The sequence below is a fragment of the Kribbella sp. NPDC051586 genome (assembly GCF_044453965.1).
In the GTDB taxonomy this organism is placed as follows: domain Bacteria; phylum Actinomycetota; class Actinomycetes; order Propionibacteriales; family Kribbellaceae; genus Kribbella.
In genome coordinates this window covers 659,343-676,762 of sequence record NZ_JBITDF010000004.1, presented here as the reverse complement: position 1 = coordinate 676,762, position 17,420 = coordinate 659,343, and the positions used below count along the sequence as shown (strand labels likewise).

Sequence of the window (17,420 nt, the reverse complement as noted above, 5' to 3'; positions counted from 1 at the left end):
CTGTTCATGCGCGCACTGACGGTAGAAGAGGCCCGGCAACGGGCGGCGGACGTGGACCTGCGGTCGTACGAGGTGGCGTTCGACCTCACCGGCTCGGGGGACACGTTCGTCACCACCAGCCGGATCCGGTTCGGAGCAACCAGCACCACCAGTTGGGTGGACGTGAAGCCCGAGCGGCTGATCGGCGTCGAGCTCAACGGGCAGGCGCTCGATCCAGGTGCGCTCGACGGCGGCCGGTTCCCGCTCACCGGGCTGACGGCCGAGAACGAGCTCGTCGTGACCGCCGAGCTGAAGTACTCCGCCGACGGCGAGGGACTCGTGCGCTCCGTCGACGCCGCGGACGGGCGCGTCTACACCTACGGCATGTCGTCGCTGGAGTCCGCCCCGCGGTACTTCCCCTGCTTCGACCAGCCTGACCTCAAGGCGCCGTACTCGGTCACGGTGAAATGCCCGGAGGACTGGGTCGTGCTGGGCAACGGCGCCGCCACCCGGATCGCGGCAGGGGAGTGGTCGCTCGCCGAGACCAAGCCGCTGTCGACGTACTTCGTCACTCTCGTCGCCGGCCCGTACCACCTGATCCGCAGCGAGCACGACGGGATCCCGCTCGGACTCGCCTGCCGGCAATCGCTCAAGGAGCACCTCGAGCGGGACGCCGAGGACCTGTTCCGGACCACCCGTGAGGCGCTCGACGAGTACCACCGCATGTTCCGGCAGCGGTACCCGTTCGGCGAGTACTGGCAGGCGTTCGTGCCGGACTTCAACCTCGGCGCGATGGAGAACCCGGGCTGCGTGACGTTCACCGACAGCCTGGTGTACCGCGGGCAGGCGACCGAGGCGGAACGCAGTACCCGCGCGCGGATCGTCGTGCACGAGATGGCGCACATGTGGTTCGGCGACCTGGTCACGATGAAGTGGTGGAACGACATGTGGCTGAACGAGTCGTTCGCCGAGTACATGGCCCACCGCGTGTCCGAGGACGCGACCAGCTACGGCGGCAACTGGACCGACTTCGCGTTCGTGCGGAAGTGGTGGGGGCTGCAGACCGACCAGAGCAGCTCGACGCACCCGGTCGCGCCGGACAGCCTGAAGGACGCGCGGCAGTCGCTCGACGACTTCGACGGGATCTCGTACGCCAAGGGCGCGGCGGTGCTCAAGCAGTTGGCGAAGTACCTCGGTGACGACGTTTTCCTCAAGGGCGTGAACGCGCATCTCGAGGCGCACGAGTACGGCAACGCGGACCTCCAGGAGTTCATCGCGAAGCTGACCGAGGCCGGCGCGCGGGATCTCGATGCCTGGTCGGACCAGTGGCTGCGGACGTCGGGGCTGGACACGATCACGGTCGAGCGGACGGACGCCGGAGTCGTCCTGCACCGGAAGAGTCCGGACAGCTCGCGCCGCCTGCACAAGTTGAGCGTCGGTGGGTACTCCGGCGACGGGTCGGCGACGTTGGTCGATGTGGTGCTGGCGCAGGACTCCGCAGAAGTTGCGTTGAGCAACGACGTGGTGGTCGCGGACGGGAACGACGACACCTGGGCGAAGATCCGGCTGGACGCTGCCAGCCTGGACAACCTGGCGGACGTACTGCCGAAGATCGCCGACAGCACCACCCGGGCGGTCGTCTGGAACTCGATCCGGGACGCCGTCGCCGACGCCGAGCTGGATCCTCGGCGGGCGATCGAGCTGTTCACCACGGCGCTGCCGCACGAGGACAGCGACATCGCGGTCGGCTCGCTCGCGCAATGGCTCGAGGGCCGGGTGCTCGGCCGCTACCTGGACTACGACCAGTACCGCGGCCCGGTTGCCGACGCGCTCGGAGCCAAGCTCGCAACCACGCAGCCGGCGAGCAGCCTGCAGCTCATCACCGCGAGGACCTTCGTCGCGACCACCGACGATGCCAAGCTGCTGACCTCCTGGCTCAACGGTGACGAGGCTCCCGACGGTCTGGTCGTCGACGCGGACCTGCGCTGGTCGATCGTTCTCCGGCTCGTCCGTCTCGGCACGTTCGGCGCGGCCGAGATCGACGCGGAGCTGGCCCGCGACAAGTCGACCGAAGGCGTGACGCAGGCCGCCCGCTGCCGGGCCGCGCTGCCCGACGGCAAGGAAGCGGCCTGGACCCGGATCATGACCGATCCGTCGATCGGCGTGCAGGAGCTCCTCGCCACCGCCGAAGGTTTCTGGCACCCGGGCCAGGACGCCGTCACCGCGCCGTACGTGCAGCGGTTCTTCACCGACATCCCGCGGACCGCGGAGATCCGGGCCGGCATGGTCGTCGGCCTGACCGCTACGCGGATCGCCCCGACGTACGCGATCGACGCGGCGCTGATCGCGCCGGCCGAGGCGCTGATCGCGGACGACAGTGTGGACTCGGGCATCCGCCGGAGGACCGCCAACTTCCTCGACGACCTGCGCCGGGCCGTGGCGGTGCGCCAGGCCTTCGGAGCTAACGGACGGTGAGACGTTCCGCGACGGCCTTGCGGGCCTGGTGGATCCGGGCCTTCACGGTCCCGAGCGGTACGTCGAGCTCGTCGGCGATCTCGGCGTACGACAGCGCGCCGAGATCGCGCAGCACGAGCGGCTGGACGAGCTGCGGGTGGCTGGACTCGAGCGCCTCCAGGGCCTCGAGCAGGTCGAGCCGGGAGCCGGCGATCACCGACGTGGTGCGTGGGTCGACCGACTCCGGCAGCACCTCGGCGGACTGCTCGACCGAGCGGCGCTTCAGCGACCGGTAGGTCTGGCGGGCCTGGTTGGTGGCCACGATCGTCACCCAGCCGGCGAAGCTGCCGGTGCCCTTGAAGGTGTGCACCTTGTTCGCGACCTGGAGCAGGGTGTCCTGGACCGCCTCCTCGGCGTCCTCCCGGTACGGCAGGAATTTCGCCACGCGACGCTGCACCTGGGGCCGGATCGCCTGTAGGAGTCGCGGAAGCACCGTCTGGTCACCCCCGGCTGCACGGGCCGCCAGCTCTTCCAGCTCCTCGTTCATCGTCCCCCAGTCACGGTTGAGCTCACCTGTGGTCGACAATAGCCGGGATGGATGTCATCGGGCGGTACCGGTTGCAGGACAAAATCGGCGCAGGCGCGTTCGCGACCGTCTGGCGGGGGTACGACGACGACCTTGATGTCGACGTCGCCGTCAAGATCCTCGCGGACAACTGGGCGTCGCGCGCCGACGTGCGCGAACGCTTCCTGTCCGAGGCGCGGCTGATGCGCCGGATCAGCAGCGACCGGGTCGTGCGCGTCTTCGACCTGGGCAAGCTCGACGACGGCCGCCCGTACTTCGTGATGGACTACGTCGGCGGCGGCACCCTGGGCGACGTACTGCGGCAGGGCCCGCTCGACGCGGTGGATGCGCTGTGGTGGGGCGCGGATCTGGCGCGGGCGGTGGCGGCCCTGCACAACGAGGGCGTCGTGCACCGCGACGTCACCCCGGCGAACCTGCTGCTGCGAGCCGGCGACGAGTCCGGGGGCGGCACTCACCGGATCGTGCTCGCCGACCTGGGCCTGGCGAAACGGGCCGCGGAGGCCTCAGGGCTCACGCAGGCCGTCGGCACACCGTCGTACATGGCGCCCGAGCAGGGGCGCGGCGACGGTGGGTTCGACGAGCGCGCGGACATCTACGCGATCGGCGCGGTCACGTACGCGCTGCTCACCGGGCATCCGCCGTACGTCGCGGGCTCGATCGGCGACGTGCTGAACCGCGACCCGGACCTGCCGCCGCCGAGTCTGCGCTCGGTGCTGCACGACTCCATCGGCCAGCTCGACGACATCTTCGGGCGGGCGCTGGCCTATCGCGTCGCGGACCGCTGGGAACGCGCGGACTCGCTGGCCGAGCGGCTCGAGGCGGAGGCGTACCGGCTGGAGCAGGAGGCCCCGCTGCGCGCCGAGGAGCGGACGGCGATCACCGACGACGACCTGGACACGACGGTCGCGACGGACGCACCGGTACGACGACGTCGCCGGACGCGGATGTGGTTCCTGCTCGCCCTGCCGGTCGTCTTCGCGGCAGCCGGGGTCGGCGGATGGTTCCTCTTCGGCCGGTGATTTCTTAGAGTAGTTGTGTGACTACTTTCTGCAGTCTCCTGGTGGCGCTTGCCTTGCTCACACCGGCCAATGCGCAGCCGGTCGCCAGCTATGCCTGCCGGGCGAACACCAAGTTCGGCCAGCACACCCTGTCCCTGCGGCAGGGCGTCGACGCGACGGCGCCGGCGACCGTACGCCCCAACACCCGCTTCACGATCGCCGTCGATCCGCAGCCGGGGACACTTCCGAGCGAGGTCAAAGGCTTCAAGCTCCAGGAAGTCCGCGACCTGGCCCTCCGCATCCCGGTCCCCGCCAACACGTCCTACGTCAGCGCACAGCTGACCGGCGGTTCAGGCCTCAACTCCAGCCCGTCCGTGCAGCTGGACGGAAACGTGGCCGTCGTCAAAGTGGCCGGTCCGATCCCGGGCGGCGCCGGCTATCAGCTACCGACCCTCAGCGTCCGCCTCAAGTCCGGGCGCCGCGGCACCACGGTCGAGACCAAGCTCAAAGGCACCAGCTACGACGACCCCGGGCTGACTTTCCAAGCCAAGATCAAGTGGAAGTTCATCACCATCACCGCACCGGTTGCCTGCTACCCCGATCCGAACCCGGCCCTGACCAGGACCAGCGTTCAGTAGACGACCGTGATCCGTTCCGCGGCCGGGTCGATCCGGATCTGGCCGCCGTACGGGAGGATCAGCTGGGGATCGGTGTGACCGATGTCCAGCCCCTTCACGACAACGGCATTCGGGTTGTACTCCGCGAGCGCCCGGTCGACGGCGAGGTACTGGCCGGTGACGTATTCGACCGACTCCTCGGGAGTGACGTCCCGGAACAGTGTGGACGACTTGGGGCGGCCCCACAGGACGGCGTCGAAACGCTCGAGCAGGCCGCGTTCGCCGAGGTTGCGCAGCATCCGGTAGACGGCGTCGGACGGCGGCATCTCCTCGCTGGTCTCGCCGAACAGCACCCCGCCGTACGACTCGGTCGGAAGCATCCAGCGGTTCGCGGCCAGCTGCCAGTCGAGAATCTCGATGCAGCCACCCCAGAGCTTCCCGCTGACCGCCTTAGTGCCGCTCCAGGTCCAGCCGGTGCCGGGGAACAGCGGCGGCTCGGTCTCGAGGTTCGCCGGGACCGCCCAGTCGTGGTCGACGTCGGTCCACTCCTTGGCCGGCGTCAGCTCGAACTCGCCGCCGGTGAACAGCGCGGCCCGCAGCGACCGCTCGGTGTCCGGGTGCAGCGCGCCGCCGCGGCCGAACTGCACCATCACGCTGCCGCCGTGGAAGGCCGGCAGACCCAGCGTGTGCAGGAAGTTCAGCAGGTTCGTGTTGTCGCTGTAGCCGAAGAACGGCTTCGGGTTCGCGCGGAACACCTCCGGGTCCAGATGCTTCAGCACGGTGACCTGGTCCTCGCCGCCGATCGTCGCGATCACCGCGCCGATCGACGGATCGGACCAGGCCGCATGGAGGTCATCGGCACGCTCGGCCGGCGTGCTCTGGAGCTTCCGGGTGGTCGGATACTCGACCGGATCCAGCCCGAAGTCGTCGCGCAGCCGGCGCAGGCCCAACTCGTACGGGCCGGGGAAGATCTCCGGCAGTCCGCGCGACGGCGAAACGATGGCTACCCGGTCACCTGGCTTCAGCACGTTCCTTAAACTCCGATCGGGTGCCAGACGGTCTTCAGTTCGAGGTACTGCGTGAGTCGCGACAGGCCCTGGTCCGCGGACCAGTCCTCGTCCGCGGGACGGCGTACGCGCTTGAGGTTGTCGGCCGCGGCGATCTCCAGGTCGCGCGCCTCGTCCTCGGACTCGATGCCGCACAGGTCGATCGCGTTCACGTCCATGTGCGACGCCAGCCACGGACCGACCTCGGACGCCGACCCGGTCAGGATGTTGACGACCCCACCCGGTACGTCGGAGGTCGCCATCACCTCGCCGAGCGTGATGGCCGGCAACGGGCGCTCGTACGACGACACGGCGACGACCGTGTTGCCGGAGACGATCGCCGGCGCGATGACACTGGTCAGGCCGAGCAGGCTGGAGTCCTGCGGCGCGAGCACCGCGACCACACCAGTTGCCTCAGGCAACGAGAAGTCGAAGTACGGCCCGGCCACGGGGTTGCTCGAGCCGACCACCTGGGCGAGCTTGTCGGCCCACCCGGCGTACCAGACCCAGCGGTCGATCGACTCGTCCACGACCGCGCGGGCCTTGGAGATCGACAGCCCTTCGGAGGCGGCCACCTCGGCGCTGAACTGCTGGTGCCGGCCCTCCATCACCTCGGCGATCCGGTAGAGCACCTGACCCCGGTTGTACGCCGTCCGCGCGTGCCAGCCGCTGAACGCCTTGCGGGCCGCGACGACGGCGTCCCTCGCGTCCTTGCGGGAGGCCTGTGACGCGTTCGCCAGGAACTTGCCCTTGGCATCGGTCACGACGTACGACCGGCCGGACTCGCTGCGCGGGAAGGTGCCGCCGACGTACAGCTTGTAGGTCTTTCGCACCTCTAGCCTCTGCGGTTCCTTAGTGGGCAAGGTAGGCCTCCAGACCGTGGCGACCGCCCTCGCGGCCGTAGCCCGACTCCTTGTACCCGCCGAACGGCGAGGTCGGGTCGAAGCGGTTGAACGTGTTCGCCCAGACCACGCCGGCGCGCAGCTGGTTCGCCATCCAGAGGATCCGGGAGCCCTTGTCGGTCCAGATCCCCGCGGACAGGCCGAACGGGGTGTTGTTCGCCTTCTCGACCGCCTCGGCCGGGGTGCGGAAGGTCAGCACGGACAGGACCGGGCCGAAGATCTCCTCGCGGGCGATCCGGTGCGCCTGGGACACCCCGGTGAAGACGGTCGGCGGGAACCAGTAGCCGTTGGCCGGCAGCTCACACTCGGGCGACCAGCGCTCGGCGCCCTCGTCCTCGCCGATCTGCGACAGCTCGCGGATCTTCGCCAGCTGGGCGGCCGAGTTGATCGCGCCGATGTCGGTGTTCTTGTCCAGCGGGTCGCCGACGCGCAGTGTGCCCATCCGGCGCTTCAGTCGCGCCAGCACCTCGTCGTACACGCTCTCCTGGACCAGCAGCCGCGAGCCCGCGCAGCAGACGTGGCCCTGGTTGAAGAAGATGCCGTTGACGATGCCCTCGATGGTCTGGTCGATCGGCGCGTCCTCGAAGACGATGTTCGCCGCCTTGCCGCCGAGCTCGAGCGTGACCGCCTTGTCCGTGCCGGCGACCGACTTCGCGATCGCGCGGCCGACGGCGGTCGACCCGGTGAACGCGACCTTGTTCACGTCCGGGTGCTCGACCAGGGCCTGACCGGTCCGCCCGGCGCCGGTGACGATGTTGACCACGCCGGGCGGCAGATCCGCCTGCTGGCAGATCTCCGCGAACGCCAGCGCGGTCAGCGGAGTCGTCTCGGCCGGCTTGAGTACGACGGTGTTGCCGGCGGCCAGCGCCGGGGCGATCTTCCACGCCAGCATCAGCATCGGGAAGTTCCACGGGATCACCTGGCCCGCAACGCCCCACGGCTGCGGGTCGTCGCCGACACCGGCGTACTCGAGCTTGTCCGCCCAGCCCGCGTAGTAGAAGAAGTGCGCGGCCACCAGCGGGATGTCGACGTCGCGGGACTCGCGGATCGGCTTGCCGTTGTCGAGCGACTCCAGCACCGCGAGCTCACGCGAGCGCTCCTGGATCAGCCGCGCGATCCGGAACAGGTACTTGGCCCGGTCCTTGCCGCTCATCGGGCCCCAGACCTTCTCGAACGCCTTGCGGGCCGCGCGAACGGCCTTGTCGACGTCGGCCGGTCCGGCCTCACTGACCTCGGCCAGCACCTCTTCGGAGGCAGGAGAGACGGTCTTGAACGGCTTCCCGTCCGTGGCGTCGGTGAACTGCCCGTTGATGAACAGGCCGTACGACGACTTGATGTCGACGATGGCCCGCGACTCGGGGGCCGGTGCGTACTCGAATCTGCTCATGCCTGTCAGTCCAAGGTGAAGTAGTCGGGGCCCGGGTAGTGCCCGGTGGCCAGCTTGGTGCGTTGCATCAGCAGGTCGTTCAGCAGGCTGGACGCGCCGAAGCGGAACAGCTCCGGGTCCAGCCAGTCCGGGCCGGCGGTCTCGTTGACCGTGACCAGGTACTTGATCGCGTCCTTCGCGGTCCGGATCCCGCCGGCCGGCTTGACGCCGATGTGCAGCCCGGTGGCCTCGTGGTAGTCGCGGACCGCCTCCAGCATCACCAGCGTCACCGGCAGCGTCGCGGCCGGTGACACCTTGCCGGTGGAGGTCTTGATGAAGTCGGCACCGGCCAGCATCGCCAGCCAGGACGCCCGGCGGACGTTGTCGTAGGTCGCGAGCTCGCCGGTCTCGAGGATCACCTTCAGGTGCGCGTCGCCGGCGGCCTCGCGGATCGCGACGATCTCGTCGAAGACCATGCCGTACCGCCCGGACAGGAACGCGCCGCGGTCGATCACCATGTCGACGTCGTCGGCGCCGGCCGCGACCGCGTCCTTGGTGTCCTGGACCTTGATCGCGAGGCTGGAACGCCCACTGGGAAAGGCGGTCGCGACACTCGCGACGCCGACCCCGGAGCCCTTCAGCTCATGCTTGGCGGTGGCGACCAGGTCCGGGTAGACACAGACGGCGGCCACCTGCGGAGTGGTCGGGTCGGCCGGGTCGGGCCGTTTCGCCTTCGCACACAGGGCCCGCACCTTGCCGGGGGTGTCCTGCCCCTCCAGCGTGGTCAGGTCGATCATCGAGATCGCCAGGTCGAGTGCGTAGGCCTTGGCGGTGGTCTTGATCGACCGGGTGCTCAGGGTGGCGGCCCGGGCCTCGGCGCCGACCTGGTCGACGCCCGGCAGCCCGAGCAGGAACCGGCGCAGGCGGTCCTCGGACGAGGTCACGTCGGCCAAGCTGTCGACGCCGCTGTCGAGTGTGGTCACCTGTCGCAGTCTAGCCGTGGGCGGCGGCCCCGCGGCCCACGGCTAGTGCTGTTCCGGACAGCCAGTTACTTTGTCCGGGTGAAGTCGAAGTCGCCCGAGAGCGAGCAGTACCTGTCCGCGTCGAACCGGATCACCGGGGCCATCGTGCTGGTGATCGGGGTGCTCGGCCTGGTCGACGTGGTCCTGGAGTGGCGGACCGCCACCGGACTGCTGGTCGGCAGCATCATCGCGATCTTCATGGTGCTGGCCTACGTCGGCCTGATGCGTCCCTCGGTGACGCTCAGCCCCGAGAATCTACTGCTGCGTAACCACCTGCGCGACCGGCTGATCCCGTGGTCGAAGGTGACCGGCGTCGATGTGACCGACATCCTCCGCGTGCACACCGAGGCGGAGCGCTTCCGGGCGCCGGGTGTCCAGCTGATCATGCGCGACCTTCGCAAGCAGCGCGTCGGCGGCCGCAAGCTGGCGGCGGACAGCTCGATCTCCAAGGCCGACTTCGTGGTCAACCGGATCGAGACCCTCCAGGGCCAGTACGCCGGGCAGTCGCAGGGTGACGTCGTCACCAGCTGGGCCAAGCCCGAGCTGATCGCCCTCGGTGTCCTGGTCGTGGTAGCCATCGTGGCGGCCCTGGTCCGCTGAGCGTGCTCACCCGCCGCGTACTGCTTCGCACCGGTGTAGCGGCAGGGGTGGCGGGAGTCGCCGCGGTCGCAGCTCTGGAGACGGGAGCGATTCCGGGCCGCGCGCGGGTGCACGACGTACTCGGTCTCACCGGTCCGGACGGCGTCGTGCCCGACGTACCGGCTGGTCCGGTGGTGTCCGGCACGTTCGAGTCCTTCGGACGCCGGACGAAGGTCGGCTACAGCGTCATCTACCCGGACGGGTACGACGCGTCGGCGGAGCTGCCCGTCGTACTCGTCCTGCACGGTCGTGGGGGCGACCACACCTCGGCGATCAACGACCTCGGCATCGACCGGTACCTGACCGCGATCGTCCAGGAAGGTACGCCGCCCTTCGCGCTCGCGACCGCGGACGGCGGCCGGAACAGCTACTGGCATCGACGGGCCGACGGCAACGATCCCGGGTACATGCTGGACCAGGAATTCCTTCCCCTGTTGGCCGATCGCGGTCTGCGCACTGCCCGGTACGGCGTACTCGGCTGGTCGATGGGCGGGTACGGCGCACTGCTCTGGGTGGCCTTGCAGTACTGGCAGCGGCAGGTCCGGCCGGCCTCGCGGGCGGTCGCGGTCGGGGCGCTCAGCCCGGCGCTGTACCGCGAGTACGACGAGGCGCAGCCGGGGGCCTTCGACGGGCCCGAGGACTTCGGCCAGAGCCAGGTGTTCGGCCGGCCGGTCGGCTTCCGGGATGTTGCCGTCCGCATCGACTGCGGGCGGGACGATCCGTTCGCGCCGGCCGCGAACGAGCTCCGGGAGCAACTGCGCGCGGCCGGCGGGCAGCAGGCCGGGGCACACACCGCCGGTTACTGGCGGCGTATGCTCCCTGACCAGTTGCGATTCCTGGGCGGAAAACTGGGGCAGTGAGGGGAACTGTGGCGCGAATCGCCGCGTCAGAGCCCGTGTTCAAGCTCGGGTGAACCCCTGTGCACCCCAGGATTGGTCCGACAGGTCCCTAGACACATCGAGAGTGGAGCTCATGGTCAACCTCTCCCGCATCACCCTGCGTGGCGTGGCCACGGTCGGTGCCCTGGCCGGCTTCGCCGCGCTGGCGCTGCCCAACGCCCAGGCCGCGCAGACCTCCAGCACGACGACGGCTGCCGCTACGCAGGCCGCCGACACGAAGCCGATCGAGATCGGCACCGGCCTGGTCGCCGGACCGCCGCCGGCTGGAGACGCACTCACCACGAAGTCGTCGCTGACGAACGTCGTGCGCTACAACCGCCTGTACAAGACGGGCGCGATCCCCACCTCGAAGTGCAAGCAGCTCAACGTCTCGCTGCGCACGTTCGCGGGAGTCGTCGCCTACGAGAACAACCTGTACAAGTGCCTCTACGGCTCCTGGGCGCTGCCGCTGAAGCAGGCGGGTGCGGCGTACAAGGTTGCTCCGAAGCTGGTCGTCCACAACTCCAGCGCGGTCAACTCGCCCTGTGGCGTGGTCAGGGGCGGTACCGCGTTCTTCTGCGGTGTCGACCGCGGGTACATCTACGTCCCGGCGTACGTGATCATCAACTACTGGAAGCAGAGCCCGACGATGGCTCAGGCTTACGCGACGTTCACGCTGTCGCACGAGTACGGTCACCACGTCCAGTGGCTCACCGGCATCCTGAACGCGTCCTGGGCGCGGCAGCGGGCCTTCAGCACCTACGCCGCGCAGCTCGAGGAGAGCCGTCGTCGTGAGCTGCAGGCGTCCTGCCTCGGTGGCGCGGTGGACGGCGCGAACAAGCGCAACTACCCGTTCAGCGGCGGTTTCATGACCCAGTACAACTGGGTGATCAGCAACAGCGGCGACCAGCCGGGCGGCGTGCGGGACCACGGTTCGATCAAGAACCACGCGTTCTGGGTGACCGCCGGCTTCAACGCGCGGCACAGCTACACGGTCGCGGGCAACTGCAACACCTTCAACTCGTCTTCCGCGTACGTCGCCTGACACCAGGTAGGCACTGAAGTCCCGTAAGACGTAACTCAGCCGCCCGGTACGCGTTGGCGTACCGGGCGGCTGTTGCGTTTTGGCGACACCCGCACGATCTGCGATCGTGTGGTTACTTGTTTCGGGTGCGGACGCCCTAGAGTTTCTGAGTCGAGCCTCGAACGGCAGGAGTCAAGGACAGTGAACTACGACGAGTTCAACACCGAGTACGCCAAGGTGCTGGACAAGATCAAGAGCGGTCGTTCCACCTGGTCGGAGCTGTCCGGGCACGTCACCCGGCTCCGGCAGGCGACGACCGGCATCACCTCGCCGGTGGAGCGCACCCAGGTCGATCACGACCTCGCGGCGCTGAGCCAGATGGTGGACATGTCGCGGCGGACCAACGACAAGGAAGACGTCTGGACGGTCACGTCCGACGCGATCCGCAAGGCCAGCAGCCAGGAGGGTTCGGTCGCCGACCGGATCGCCCGGATCGAGGCCAGCATCAACGAGATCACCGCCCTCGCCAACCGGAACCCGGACGAGCGGGACGCGCTGATGCAGTCCACCAGCACGCTCCGCATCCTGCACTCGTCGCTGCAGAGCTCTCTGCACGCCGAGGAAGCCGAAGCCGCCGCGGCCGCACGCTGAGTCTGCGAGCCACCCGCCAGGTGCTCACAGACCCAACGCGGTCGACAGCGTTCGCTTGATGCCGGACAGGTTCTCGCCTGCCCGGCGCCGAGCATCGGCGACATCCGTGCTGACCGGCACGACCACTTCCAGGTAGCACTTCAGCTTGGGCTCGGTGCCGGACGGCCGCACGACCACGCGGGCCCCGTCGGACAGCGTGTACCGCAGACCGTCCGTCGGAGGCAGCGATTCGGATCCCTGGCTGAGGTCGTCGATCCGCTCGACGGTGTAGTCGCCCATGGTCGCGGGCGGCGTGGAGCGAAGCCCGTCCATGGCCCGCGCGATCAGCGACAGGTCGTCGACCCGCACCGAGAGCTGGTCGGTCGCGTGCAGGCCGTGCTTGACCGCGAGATCGTCCAGCAGGTCGAGCAACGTGCGCCCCGCGGCCTTTGCCTGCGCGGCCAGTTGCAGCACCCGGACCAGCGTCGACACGCCGTCCTTGTCCTTCACGGCCGCCGGGTCCACGCAGTACCCGAGCGCTTCCTCGTAGCCGAACACCAGCTCCGGCACCCGCCCGATCCACTTGAACCCGGTGAGCGTCTCGACGTACCGGACGCCGTACGACGCGGCGATCTTGCCGAGCAGCGACGACGACACGATCGAGCACGCGGCGACGCCGTCCGGCCGGGGCGCCAGCAGGAACTCACCGAGCAGCGCGCCGAGCTCGTCGCCGCGCAGCATCCGCCAGCCGCCTGCAACTGACGCGTCCGGGATCGCCACCGCGCACCGGTCCGCGTCCGGGTCGTTCGCCACCGCGATGTCCGCTCCCATCGACCGCGCCAGCTCCAGCGCCGCGTCGATCGCGCCCGGCTCCTCCGGGTTCGGGAACGAGACGGTCGGGAAGTCGGGGTCCGGGTCGGCCTGGGACGCCACCACCTGCGGTACGGCGAACCCGGCACGGGCGACCGCTGCCTCGACCAGGTCCCGCCCGACGCCGTGCAGCGGCGTGTAGGCGACCTTCAGGTCGCGCGGCGCACCGGCCGGCACGAGGTCGGCGATGCGGTCCAGGTACGCGTTCAGCAGGTCGTCGCCGGTCGTCTGCCAGTCGTCGCCGCGGGGCACCCCGGCCAGCGGACCGACGGTGGCGATGGCGGCCGCGATCTCCGCGTCGGCGGGCGGCACGATCTGCGACCCGTCGCCCAGGTAGACCTTGTAGCCGTTGTCCTGCGGCGGGTTGTGCGACGCGGTCACGACCACGCCGGCCACCGCCCGCAGATGGTTGATGCCGAAGGCGATCACCGGGGTCGGCGTCGGCCGGTCCAGCAGTACGGCGTCCAACCCGGCGCCGCGCATCACGGCCGCGGTGTCCCGGGCGAAGACGTCGGACTTGTGACGGGCGTCGTACCCGATCAGGACCGGACCGTCCGTCAGGCCCTTGGCCTTGAGGTACGCCGCGAGTCCGGCGGCGGCGCGGATCACGACGACGCGGTTCATCCGGTTCGGGCCGGCGGCGACGGCTCCGCGCAGACCCGCCGTACCGAACTCGAGGGTGCCGGCGAAGCGGTCGGCCAGCTCGGTGGTGTCCCCGGAGTCCAGCAGCGCCCGCAGCTCGGCGCGGGTGTCAGGGTCAGGGTCTTCGCTCAGCCACGCGTCGGCGGCGGCCTTCAGATCTACAGTCACATGCGAACTTTAGGCCCTGTCTGGTGATCCATCGCCTACTGCGGGGCACTCGGCACGGCACCTCGCCGCACGGGTGCAAAGGCCACGATGCTCCGCATCGAGACCTTCGCCCCCGCGCGCCGAGCTACCGCACCGAGCACCTCCTCGCTACGGCGCTGGATCACCAGACAGGACCTAATGACCAGACGACTGACAAGGGCGTGAACGCAGGTCGGCCACGTAGTCGTCCGGGGCGCCGGCGGCCTCGGCGGCCTCGGCGAGGATGCCCAGGTAGCGGGCCGAGGGCAGGCCGCCCTCGTAGGCGTTCAGCACGTACATCCAGGCCAGCTGCTCGCCGTCCAGGGTCTGCACCCGGACCTGGATCTTGCTGTAGACGTCCTGGTCGATCCATTCCCACTCGTCCAGCCGCTCGACGTCCTTCGGGTGGACGTCGTACAGCGCGACGAAGACCTGGTTGGCCGGGTCGGACGGGTCCTCGACCACGGTGGCCATCGAGCCCTCCCAGCCGAGCTCTTCGCCGCCGAAGGTGAGTCGCCAGCCGTGGATCCACCCGGTCCCGCGCAGGGGGGAGTACGGGCACCGGTCGGCCATCAGGTTCGGGTCCAGATTCGACGCAAACGCGGCGTACAGGGTCACGGAAAAAGAGGATACGGAAGAATGGACTCCCGTGGCGCGAGTTGTGATCATCGGAGGCGGTCCAGGCGGGTACGAAGCGGCCAGTGCGGCCGCCCAGCTGGGCGGGGAGGTGACAGTCGTCGATTCCGGCGGGATCGGCGGCTCGGGCGTGCGTACCGACGCCGTGCCGAGCAAGACCTTGATCGCCACCGCCGAGGTGATGACCGAGGTGGAGGAGGCGGGCGAGCTCGGCGTCCGGCTGGACGACGGCGACGACGATCCGGCGAACTCCGTGCGTGTCGATCTCTCCGTCGTCAACAAACGCGTCAAGGCGCTGGCGACGGCCCAGTCCGAGGGCATCGAGCGCCGGCTGGAGTCCGACAAGGTCCGGATCATCAAGGGCCGCGGCCGGCTCGACGGACCGCAGGCCGTGGTCGTCGGCGAGGAGCGGCTGGACGCCGACGTGGTCCTGATCGCCACCGGGGCAAGGCCTCGCATCCTCAAGGGGTCCGAGCCGGACGGCGAGCGGATCCTGACCTGGGAGCAGGTCTACGAGCTCGAGGAGCTGCCGGAGCGGCTGATCGTGGTCGGGTCCGGCGTCACCGGTGCGGAGTTCGCCAGCGCGTACGACGCGCTCGGCAGCGACGTCGTGCTGGTGTCGTCGCGTGACCGGGTCCTGCCGGGGGAGGATGCTGACGCGGCAGCGGTCCTGGAGGACGTGTTCAAGCGGCGCGGGCTGACGGTCCTGAGCAAGTCGCGGGCCGGGTCGGTGCAGCGGCAGGGCGACGGGGTCGTGGTGACGCTGACCGACGGCCGGAAGGTCGAGGGCTCGCACGCGCTGCTCGCGGTCGGATCGCTGCCGAACACCGATGACATGAATCTGGTCGAGTCGGGCGTGTCGCTGACCGACGGCGGGTTCGTGCAGGTCGACCGGGTGTCGCGGACGACCGCCCGCGGCGTCTACGCGGCCGGCGACTGCACCGGCGTACTCATGCTCGCGTCGGTGGCCGCCATGCAGGGCCGGATCGCGATGGCGCACGCGCTCGGCGACGCCGTCACGCCGTTGGACCAGTCAACGGTCTCCGCGAACGTGTTCACCGCTCCCGAGATCGCCACCGTCGGCCTGTCCCAGGCGGTCGTCGACGCCGGCGGCAGCACGGCCCTGGTCGTCAAGGTCCCGCTCGCCGACAACGCCCGCGCCAAGATGCAGGGCGTCCGGGACGGCTTCGTCAAACTCTTCTGCCTGCCCAACACCGGCATCGTCGTCGGCGGGGTCGTCGTAGCCCCCCGGGCCAGCGAACTCATCCACCCCATCTCCCTGGCCGTCGGCGCCCGCCTCACCGTCGACCAGGTCGCCCAGTCCTTCACGGTCTACCCCTCCATCTCCGGCTCGGTAGCCGAAGCCGCCCGAAGACTCCACCTGCGAAACTGAGCGACAAAGCCGGCTATCCAAACCTCGCCGAGTCGTGGCGAATGGTTCCGACCCCGCTCGCCGAGTCGTGGATCACGGCAGATTTTCTGAACCACTCTCCACGACTCGGCGGAAGGCCCGGAGCCGGTTGCCACGACTCGTCGAGTCGTGGAGAGTGGCTTGGGGTCGCGGGGTGGGCTGGGGGCATTTAGTGTCCGGGTATGAAGTTTCTGGTGTTGTGGCAGATGGAGCTGAGCCTGCTCTCGCCGGAGATGGCCCGCGCGGTCGGGGCCATGCCCGAGTACGGCGCGCGGCTGGAGCGGGACGGGAAGGTTCTGGCCAGGTACCACGTGGTCGGATCGCACGGCGGGGCGTGGATCTACGAGGTGGACTCGCACGAGGAGTTCGAACGATTGCTGGGACGCGCCCCGGTCTTCAACTTCGCGCGGTACACGGTGCACGCCCTGGCAGAGATGGAATCCAGGCCGCCGGGCGATTGACGCGCCTCTAGCCGCACGAGAGGCTGGCTGCAGGGGGTAGGTGGCATGTTCGAAGATCGCAGCGAGGTCGCTGTTGACCGGCATCTGGTGGTCAGCCATCGGTTGCGTGCGCGGCGGTTGCAGCTCGGGCTGACGCAGAAGCAACTGGTCAGCCGGCTGGCGCGGCGCGGGATCCGGACCACCAACAAGACGTTGTCGAGCTTCGAGCACGGCGCCGGGGTCGATGTGGTGCGGTTGCCGGAGCTGGCCGGTGCGCTCGACTGCACGGTCACCTACCTGCTCGGCCTGACCGAGGATCCGGCTCAGTGGGAGCCGGATCGGTCCGGTCCGCCGGAGTACCGGCCGGCGTCCCGGCCCGCGGTGCTGAACTCACCCGGCGTGGTGAGCCAGCCGGTCGGTCACGGGATCCTCGGCCCGGACATCCCGGTACGGCCGCCGAGGCGCTGATTGACCAGGTCCAGGTGGTACGCCGAATAGTGGCGTAAGGCAACCAACTGCGGCGGTGACAGCAGGTCGCAGACCCAGCCCCAGTGCAGCGAGACCCAGTCACCCGGCCGCAGCGGCTCGATCAGCTCCACGTTGCCGAGGCCGAGCGTCGCGGTGTCCCGGCCGGGCAGGCCGAGCGCCAGGCGGACGCCGTCCCAGACCAGCGGTCGCGACTCGACGACGACCTGGCCGCCGGCGGCCGAGATCACCTTGCCCCACCGGATCCGGCACTGGTCGAGCACCTGGAGTGCCTGCTCGGTACGGCGTTCGTCGTGCAGCAGGCTCGCCCACGGGTAATGACAGAACACCTGGAAGCTGTGGTGCGGCAGCCCGTCGTCGGCGCCGCCGGCCCGGTCGAGCAAGCGATTGCCGACCCAGTACGCCTCGACCACCTCGCGGTCGAGCGGGTCCGCCGTACCGGTGGCCGCGGCGATCACCCGCAGCTGTGGCCAGGCACCCTCGAACTGTTTCGCCAGCGCGCGGAACCTGACGCCGGTCCGGCCCTCGAGCAGGGCGCCGGCGTCGGCGGGACCGCAGTACCCGAGCTGGTTGGGTGCGAACGCGTACCGCGCGAACATCGCCGGCCC

18 protein-coding genes are annotated in these 17,420 nt (G+C 69.5%); 10 read left to right on the top strand and 8 right to left on the bottom strand.

Going from position 1 to position 17,420, the window contains the following annotated elements; translation table 11 throughout:
* The first annotated feature begins 6 nt into the window (after positions 1 to 6).
* The gene (pepN, locus tag ACIA58_RS30110; protein WP_396407176.1) at positions 7 to 2,454 is read left to right on the top strand and encodes an aminopeptidase N; all 2,448 of its coding nucleotides are present in this window, start codon (positions 7 to 9) and stop codon (positions 2,452 to 2,454) included.
* Here the strand turns inward: pepN and ACIA58_RS30105 are convergent.
* Positions 2,441 to 2,980 carry an RNA polymerase sigma factor gene (locus tag ACIA58_RS30105; RefSeq protein ID WP_137252825.1) on the bottom strand — a complete coding sequence of 180 codons (540 nt, stop codon included), beginning with the start codon at positions 2,978 to 2,980 and terminating at the stop codon, positions 2,441 to 2,443. The two genes, pepN and ACIA58_RS30105, sit on opposite strands and share 14 nt — an antisense overlap.
* A 47-nt stretch (positions 2,981 to 3,027) precedes the next feature.
* On the opposite strand from ACIA58_RS30105, the gene ACIA58_RS30100 reads away from it, so the two are divergent.
* Positions 3,028 to 4,038, top strand: coding sequence for a serine/threonine-protein kinase (locus tag ACIA58_RS30100; protein ID WP_396407175.1), 1,011 nt, complete (start codon positions 3,028 to 3,030; stop codon positions 4,036 to 4,038).
* Positions 4,039 to 4,055: 17 nt separating this feature from the next.
* The gene (locus ACIA58_RS30095) at positions 4,056 to 4,655 is read left to right on the top strand and encodes a hypothetical protein (RefSeq protein ID WP_396407174.1); all 600 of its coding nucleotides are present in this window, start codon (positions 4,056 to 4,058) and stop codon (positions 4,653 to 4,655) included.
* Here ACIA58_RS30095 and ACIA58_RS30090 read toward each other — a convergent pair.
* From ACIA58_RS30090 to deoC, 4 genes are read right to left on the bottom strand one after another with little or no spacing between them, the layout of a single operon-like run.
* On the bottom strand, positions 4,649 to 5,662 hold the full coding sequence (locus ACIA58_RS30090) for a S66 peptidase family protein (RefSeq protein ID WP_396407173.1): 1,014 nt from the start codon (positions 5,660 to 5,662) through the stop codon (positions 4,649 to 4,651). The genes ACIA58_RS30095 and ACIA58_RS30090 overlap by 7 nt on opposite strands.
* Positions 5,663 to 5,667: 5 nt before the next feature.
* The gene (locus ACIA58_RS30085; protein ID WP_396407172.1) at positions 5,668 to 6,513 is read right to left on the bottom strand and encodes an aldehyde dehydrogenase family protein; all 846 of its coding nucleotides are present in this window, start codon (positions 6,511 to 6,513) and stop codon (positions 5,668 to 5,670) included.
* A 19-nt stretch (positions 6,514 to 6,532) separates the two neighbouring features.
* Positions 6,533 to 7,969, bottom strand: coding sequence for an aldehyde dehydrogenase family protein (locus tag ACIA58_RS30080; RefSeq protein WP_396407171.1), 1,437 nt, complete (start codon positions 7,967 to 7,969; stop codon positions 6,533 to 6,535).
* A gap of 5 nt (positions 7,970 to 7,974) precedes the next feature.
* A complete protein-coding gene (gene deoC / locus ACIA58_RS30075) occupies positions 7,975 to 8,931 on the bottom strand; it encodes a deoxyribose-phosphate aldolase (protein WP_396407170.1) in 957 nt (318 codons plus the stop codon).
* 78 nt (positions 8,932 to 9,009) lie between these two features.
* On the opposite strand from deoC, the gene ACIA58_RS30070 reads away from it, so the two are divergent.
* The 4 genes from ACIA58_RS30070 to ACIA58_RS30055 all read left to right on the top strand — a co-directional run bounded on the left by ACIA58_RS30070 (position 9,010) and on the right by ACIA58_RS30055 (position 12,162).
* Positions 9,010 to 9,570, top strand: a complete 561-nt coding sequence (locus tag ACIA58_RS30070) for a PH domain-containing protein (protein WP_396407169.1) — start codon at positions 9,010 to 9,012, stop codon at positions 9,568 to 9,570.
* Positions 9,571 to 9,572: 2 nt separating this feature from the next.
* Positions 9,573 to 10,469, top strand: coding sequence for an alpha/beta hydrolase (locus ACIA58_RS30065; protein WP_396407168.1), 897 nt, complete (start codon positions 9,573 to 9,575; stop codon positions 10,467 to 10,469).
* A 112-nt stretch (positions 10,470 to 10,581) separates the two neighbouring features.
* A complete protein-coding gene (locus tag ACIA58_RS30060; RefSeq protein ID WP_396407167.1) occupies positions 10,582 to 11,532 on the top strand; it encodes a neutral zinc metallopeptidase in 951 nt (316 codons plus the stop codon).
* 180 nt (positions 11,533 to 11,712) lie between these two features.
* Complete coding sequence (locus ACIA58_RS30055; RefSeq protein ID WP_396407166.1) at positions 11,713 to 12,162, top strand: hypothetical protein; 450 nt, start codon at positions 11,713 to 11,715, stop codon at positions 12,160 to 12,162.
* Between the two features lie 24 nt (positions 12,163 to 12,186).
* On the opposite strand, the gene ACIA58_RS30050 is transcribed toward ACIA58_RS30055, so the two are convergent.
* Together ACIA58_RS30050 and ACIA58_RS30045 are read right to left on the bottom strand one after the other, a co-directional pair.
* The gene (locus tag ACIA58_RS30050) at positions 12,187 to 13,821 is read right to left on the bottom strand and encodes a phospho-sugar mutase (protein WP_396407165.1); all 1,635 of its coding nucleotides are present in this window, start codon (positions 13,819 to 13,821) and stop codon (positions 12,187 to 12,189) included.
* A gap of 174 nt (positions 13,822 to 13,995) precedes the next feature.
* The gene (locus tag ACIA58_RS30045) at positions 13,996 to 14,457 is read right to left on the bottom strand and encodes a gamma-glutamylcyclotransferase (RefSeq protein WP_371407343.1); all 462 of its coding nucleotides are present in this window, start codon (positions 14,455 to 14,457) and stop codon (positions 13,996 to 13,998) included.
* 31 nt (positions 14,458 to 14,488) lie between these two features.
* Here ACIA58_RS30045 and ACIA58_RS30040 point away from each other — a divergent pair, with 31 nt between their 5' ends.
* The 3 genes from ACIA58_RS30040 to ACIA58_RS30030 all read left to right on the top strand — a co-directional run bounded on the left by ACIA58_RS30040 (position 14,489) and on the right by ACIA58_RS30030 (position 16,794).
* Positions 14,489 to 15,868, top strand: coding sequence for an NAD(P)H-quinone dehydrogenase (locus ACIA58_RS30040; RefSeq protein ID WP_396407164.1), 1,380 nt, complete (start codon positions 14,489 to 14,491; stop codon positions 15,866 to 15,868).
* Positions 15,869 to 16,068: 200 nt separating this feature from the next.
* Complete coding sequence (locus ACIA58_RS30035) at positions 16,069 to 16,347, top strand: muconolactone Delta-isomerase family protein (RefSeq protein ID WP_396407163.1); 279 nt, start codon at positions 16,069 to 16,071, stop codon at positions 16,345 to 16,347.
* Between the two features lie 45 nt (positions 16,348 to 16,392).
* Positions 16,393 to 16,794, top strand: a complete 402-nt coding sequence (locus ACIA58_RS30030; protein ID WP_396407162.1) for a helix-turn-helix domain-containing protein — start codon at positions 16,393 to 16,395, stop codon at positions 16,792 to 16,794.
* On the opposite strand, the gene ACIA58_RS30025 is transcribed toward ACIA58_RS30030, so the two are convergent.
* The gene (locus tag ACIA58_RS30025) at positions 16,746 to 17,411 is read right to left on the bottom strand and encodes a DUF6390 family protein (RefSeq protein WP_396407161.1); all 666 of its coding nucleotides are present in this window, start codon (positions 17,409 to 17,411) and stop codon (positions 16,746 to 16,748) included. The two genes, ACIA58_RS30030 and ACIA58_RS30025, sit on opposite strands and share 49 nt — an antisense overlap.
* Positions 17,412 to 17,420 lie beyond the last annotated feature (9 nt).

What these genes read in the sequence shown, in the direction of transcription:
- pepN (WP_396407176.1), top strand. Translation starts at nt 7, where the DNA reads ATGCGCGCACTGACGGTAGAAGAGGCCCGGCAACGGGCGGCGGACGTG.
- ACIA58_RS30105 (WP_137252825.1), bottom strand. Translation starts at nt 2,980, where the DNA reads ATGAACGAGGAGCTGGAAGAGCTGGCGGCCCGTGCAGCCGGGGGTGAC.
- ACIA58_RS30100 (WP_396407175.1), top strand. Translation starts at nt 3,028, where the DNA reads ATGGATGTCATCGGGCGGTACCGGTTGCAGGACAAAATCGGCGCAGGC.
- ACIA58_RS30080 (WP_396407171.1), bottom strand. Translation starts at nt 7,969, where the DNA reads ATGAGCAGATTCGAGTACGCACCGGCCCCCGAGTCGCGGGCCATCGTC.
- ACIA58_RS30060 (WP_396407167.1), top strand. Translation starts at nt 10,582, where the DNA reads ATGGTCAACCTCTCCCGCATCACCCTGCGTGGCGTGGCCACGGTCGGT.
- ACIA58_RS30035 (WP_396407163.1), top strand. Translation starts at nt 16,069, where the DNA reads ATGAAGTTTCTGGTGTTGTGGCAGATGGAGCTGAGCCTGCTCTCGCCG.
- ACIA58_RS30030 (WP_396407162.1), top strand. Translation starts at nt 16,393, where the DNA reads ATGTTCGAAGATCGCAGCGAGGTCGCTGTTGACCGGCATCTGGTGGTC.
- ACIA58_RS30025 (WP_396407161.1), bottom strand. Translation starts at nt 17,411, where the DNA reads ATGTTCGCGCGGTACGCGTTCGCACCCAACCAGCTCGGGTACTGCGGT.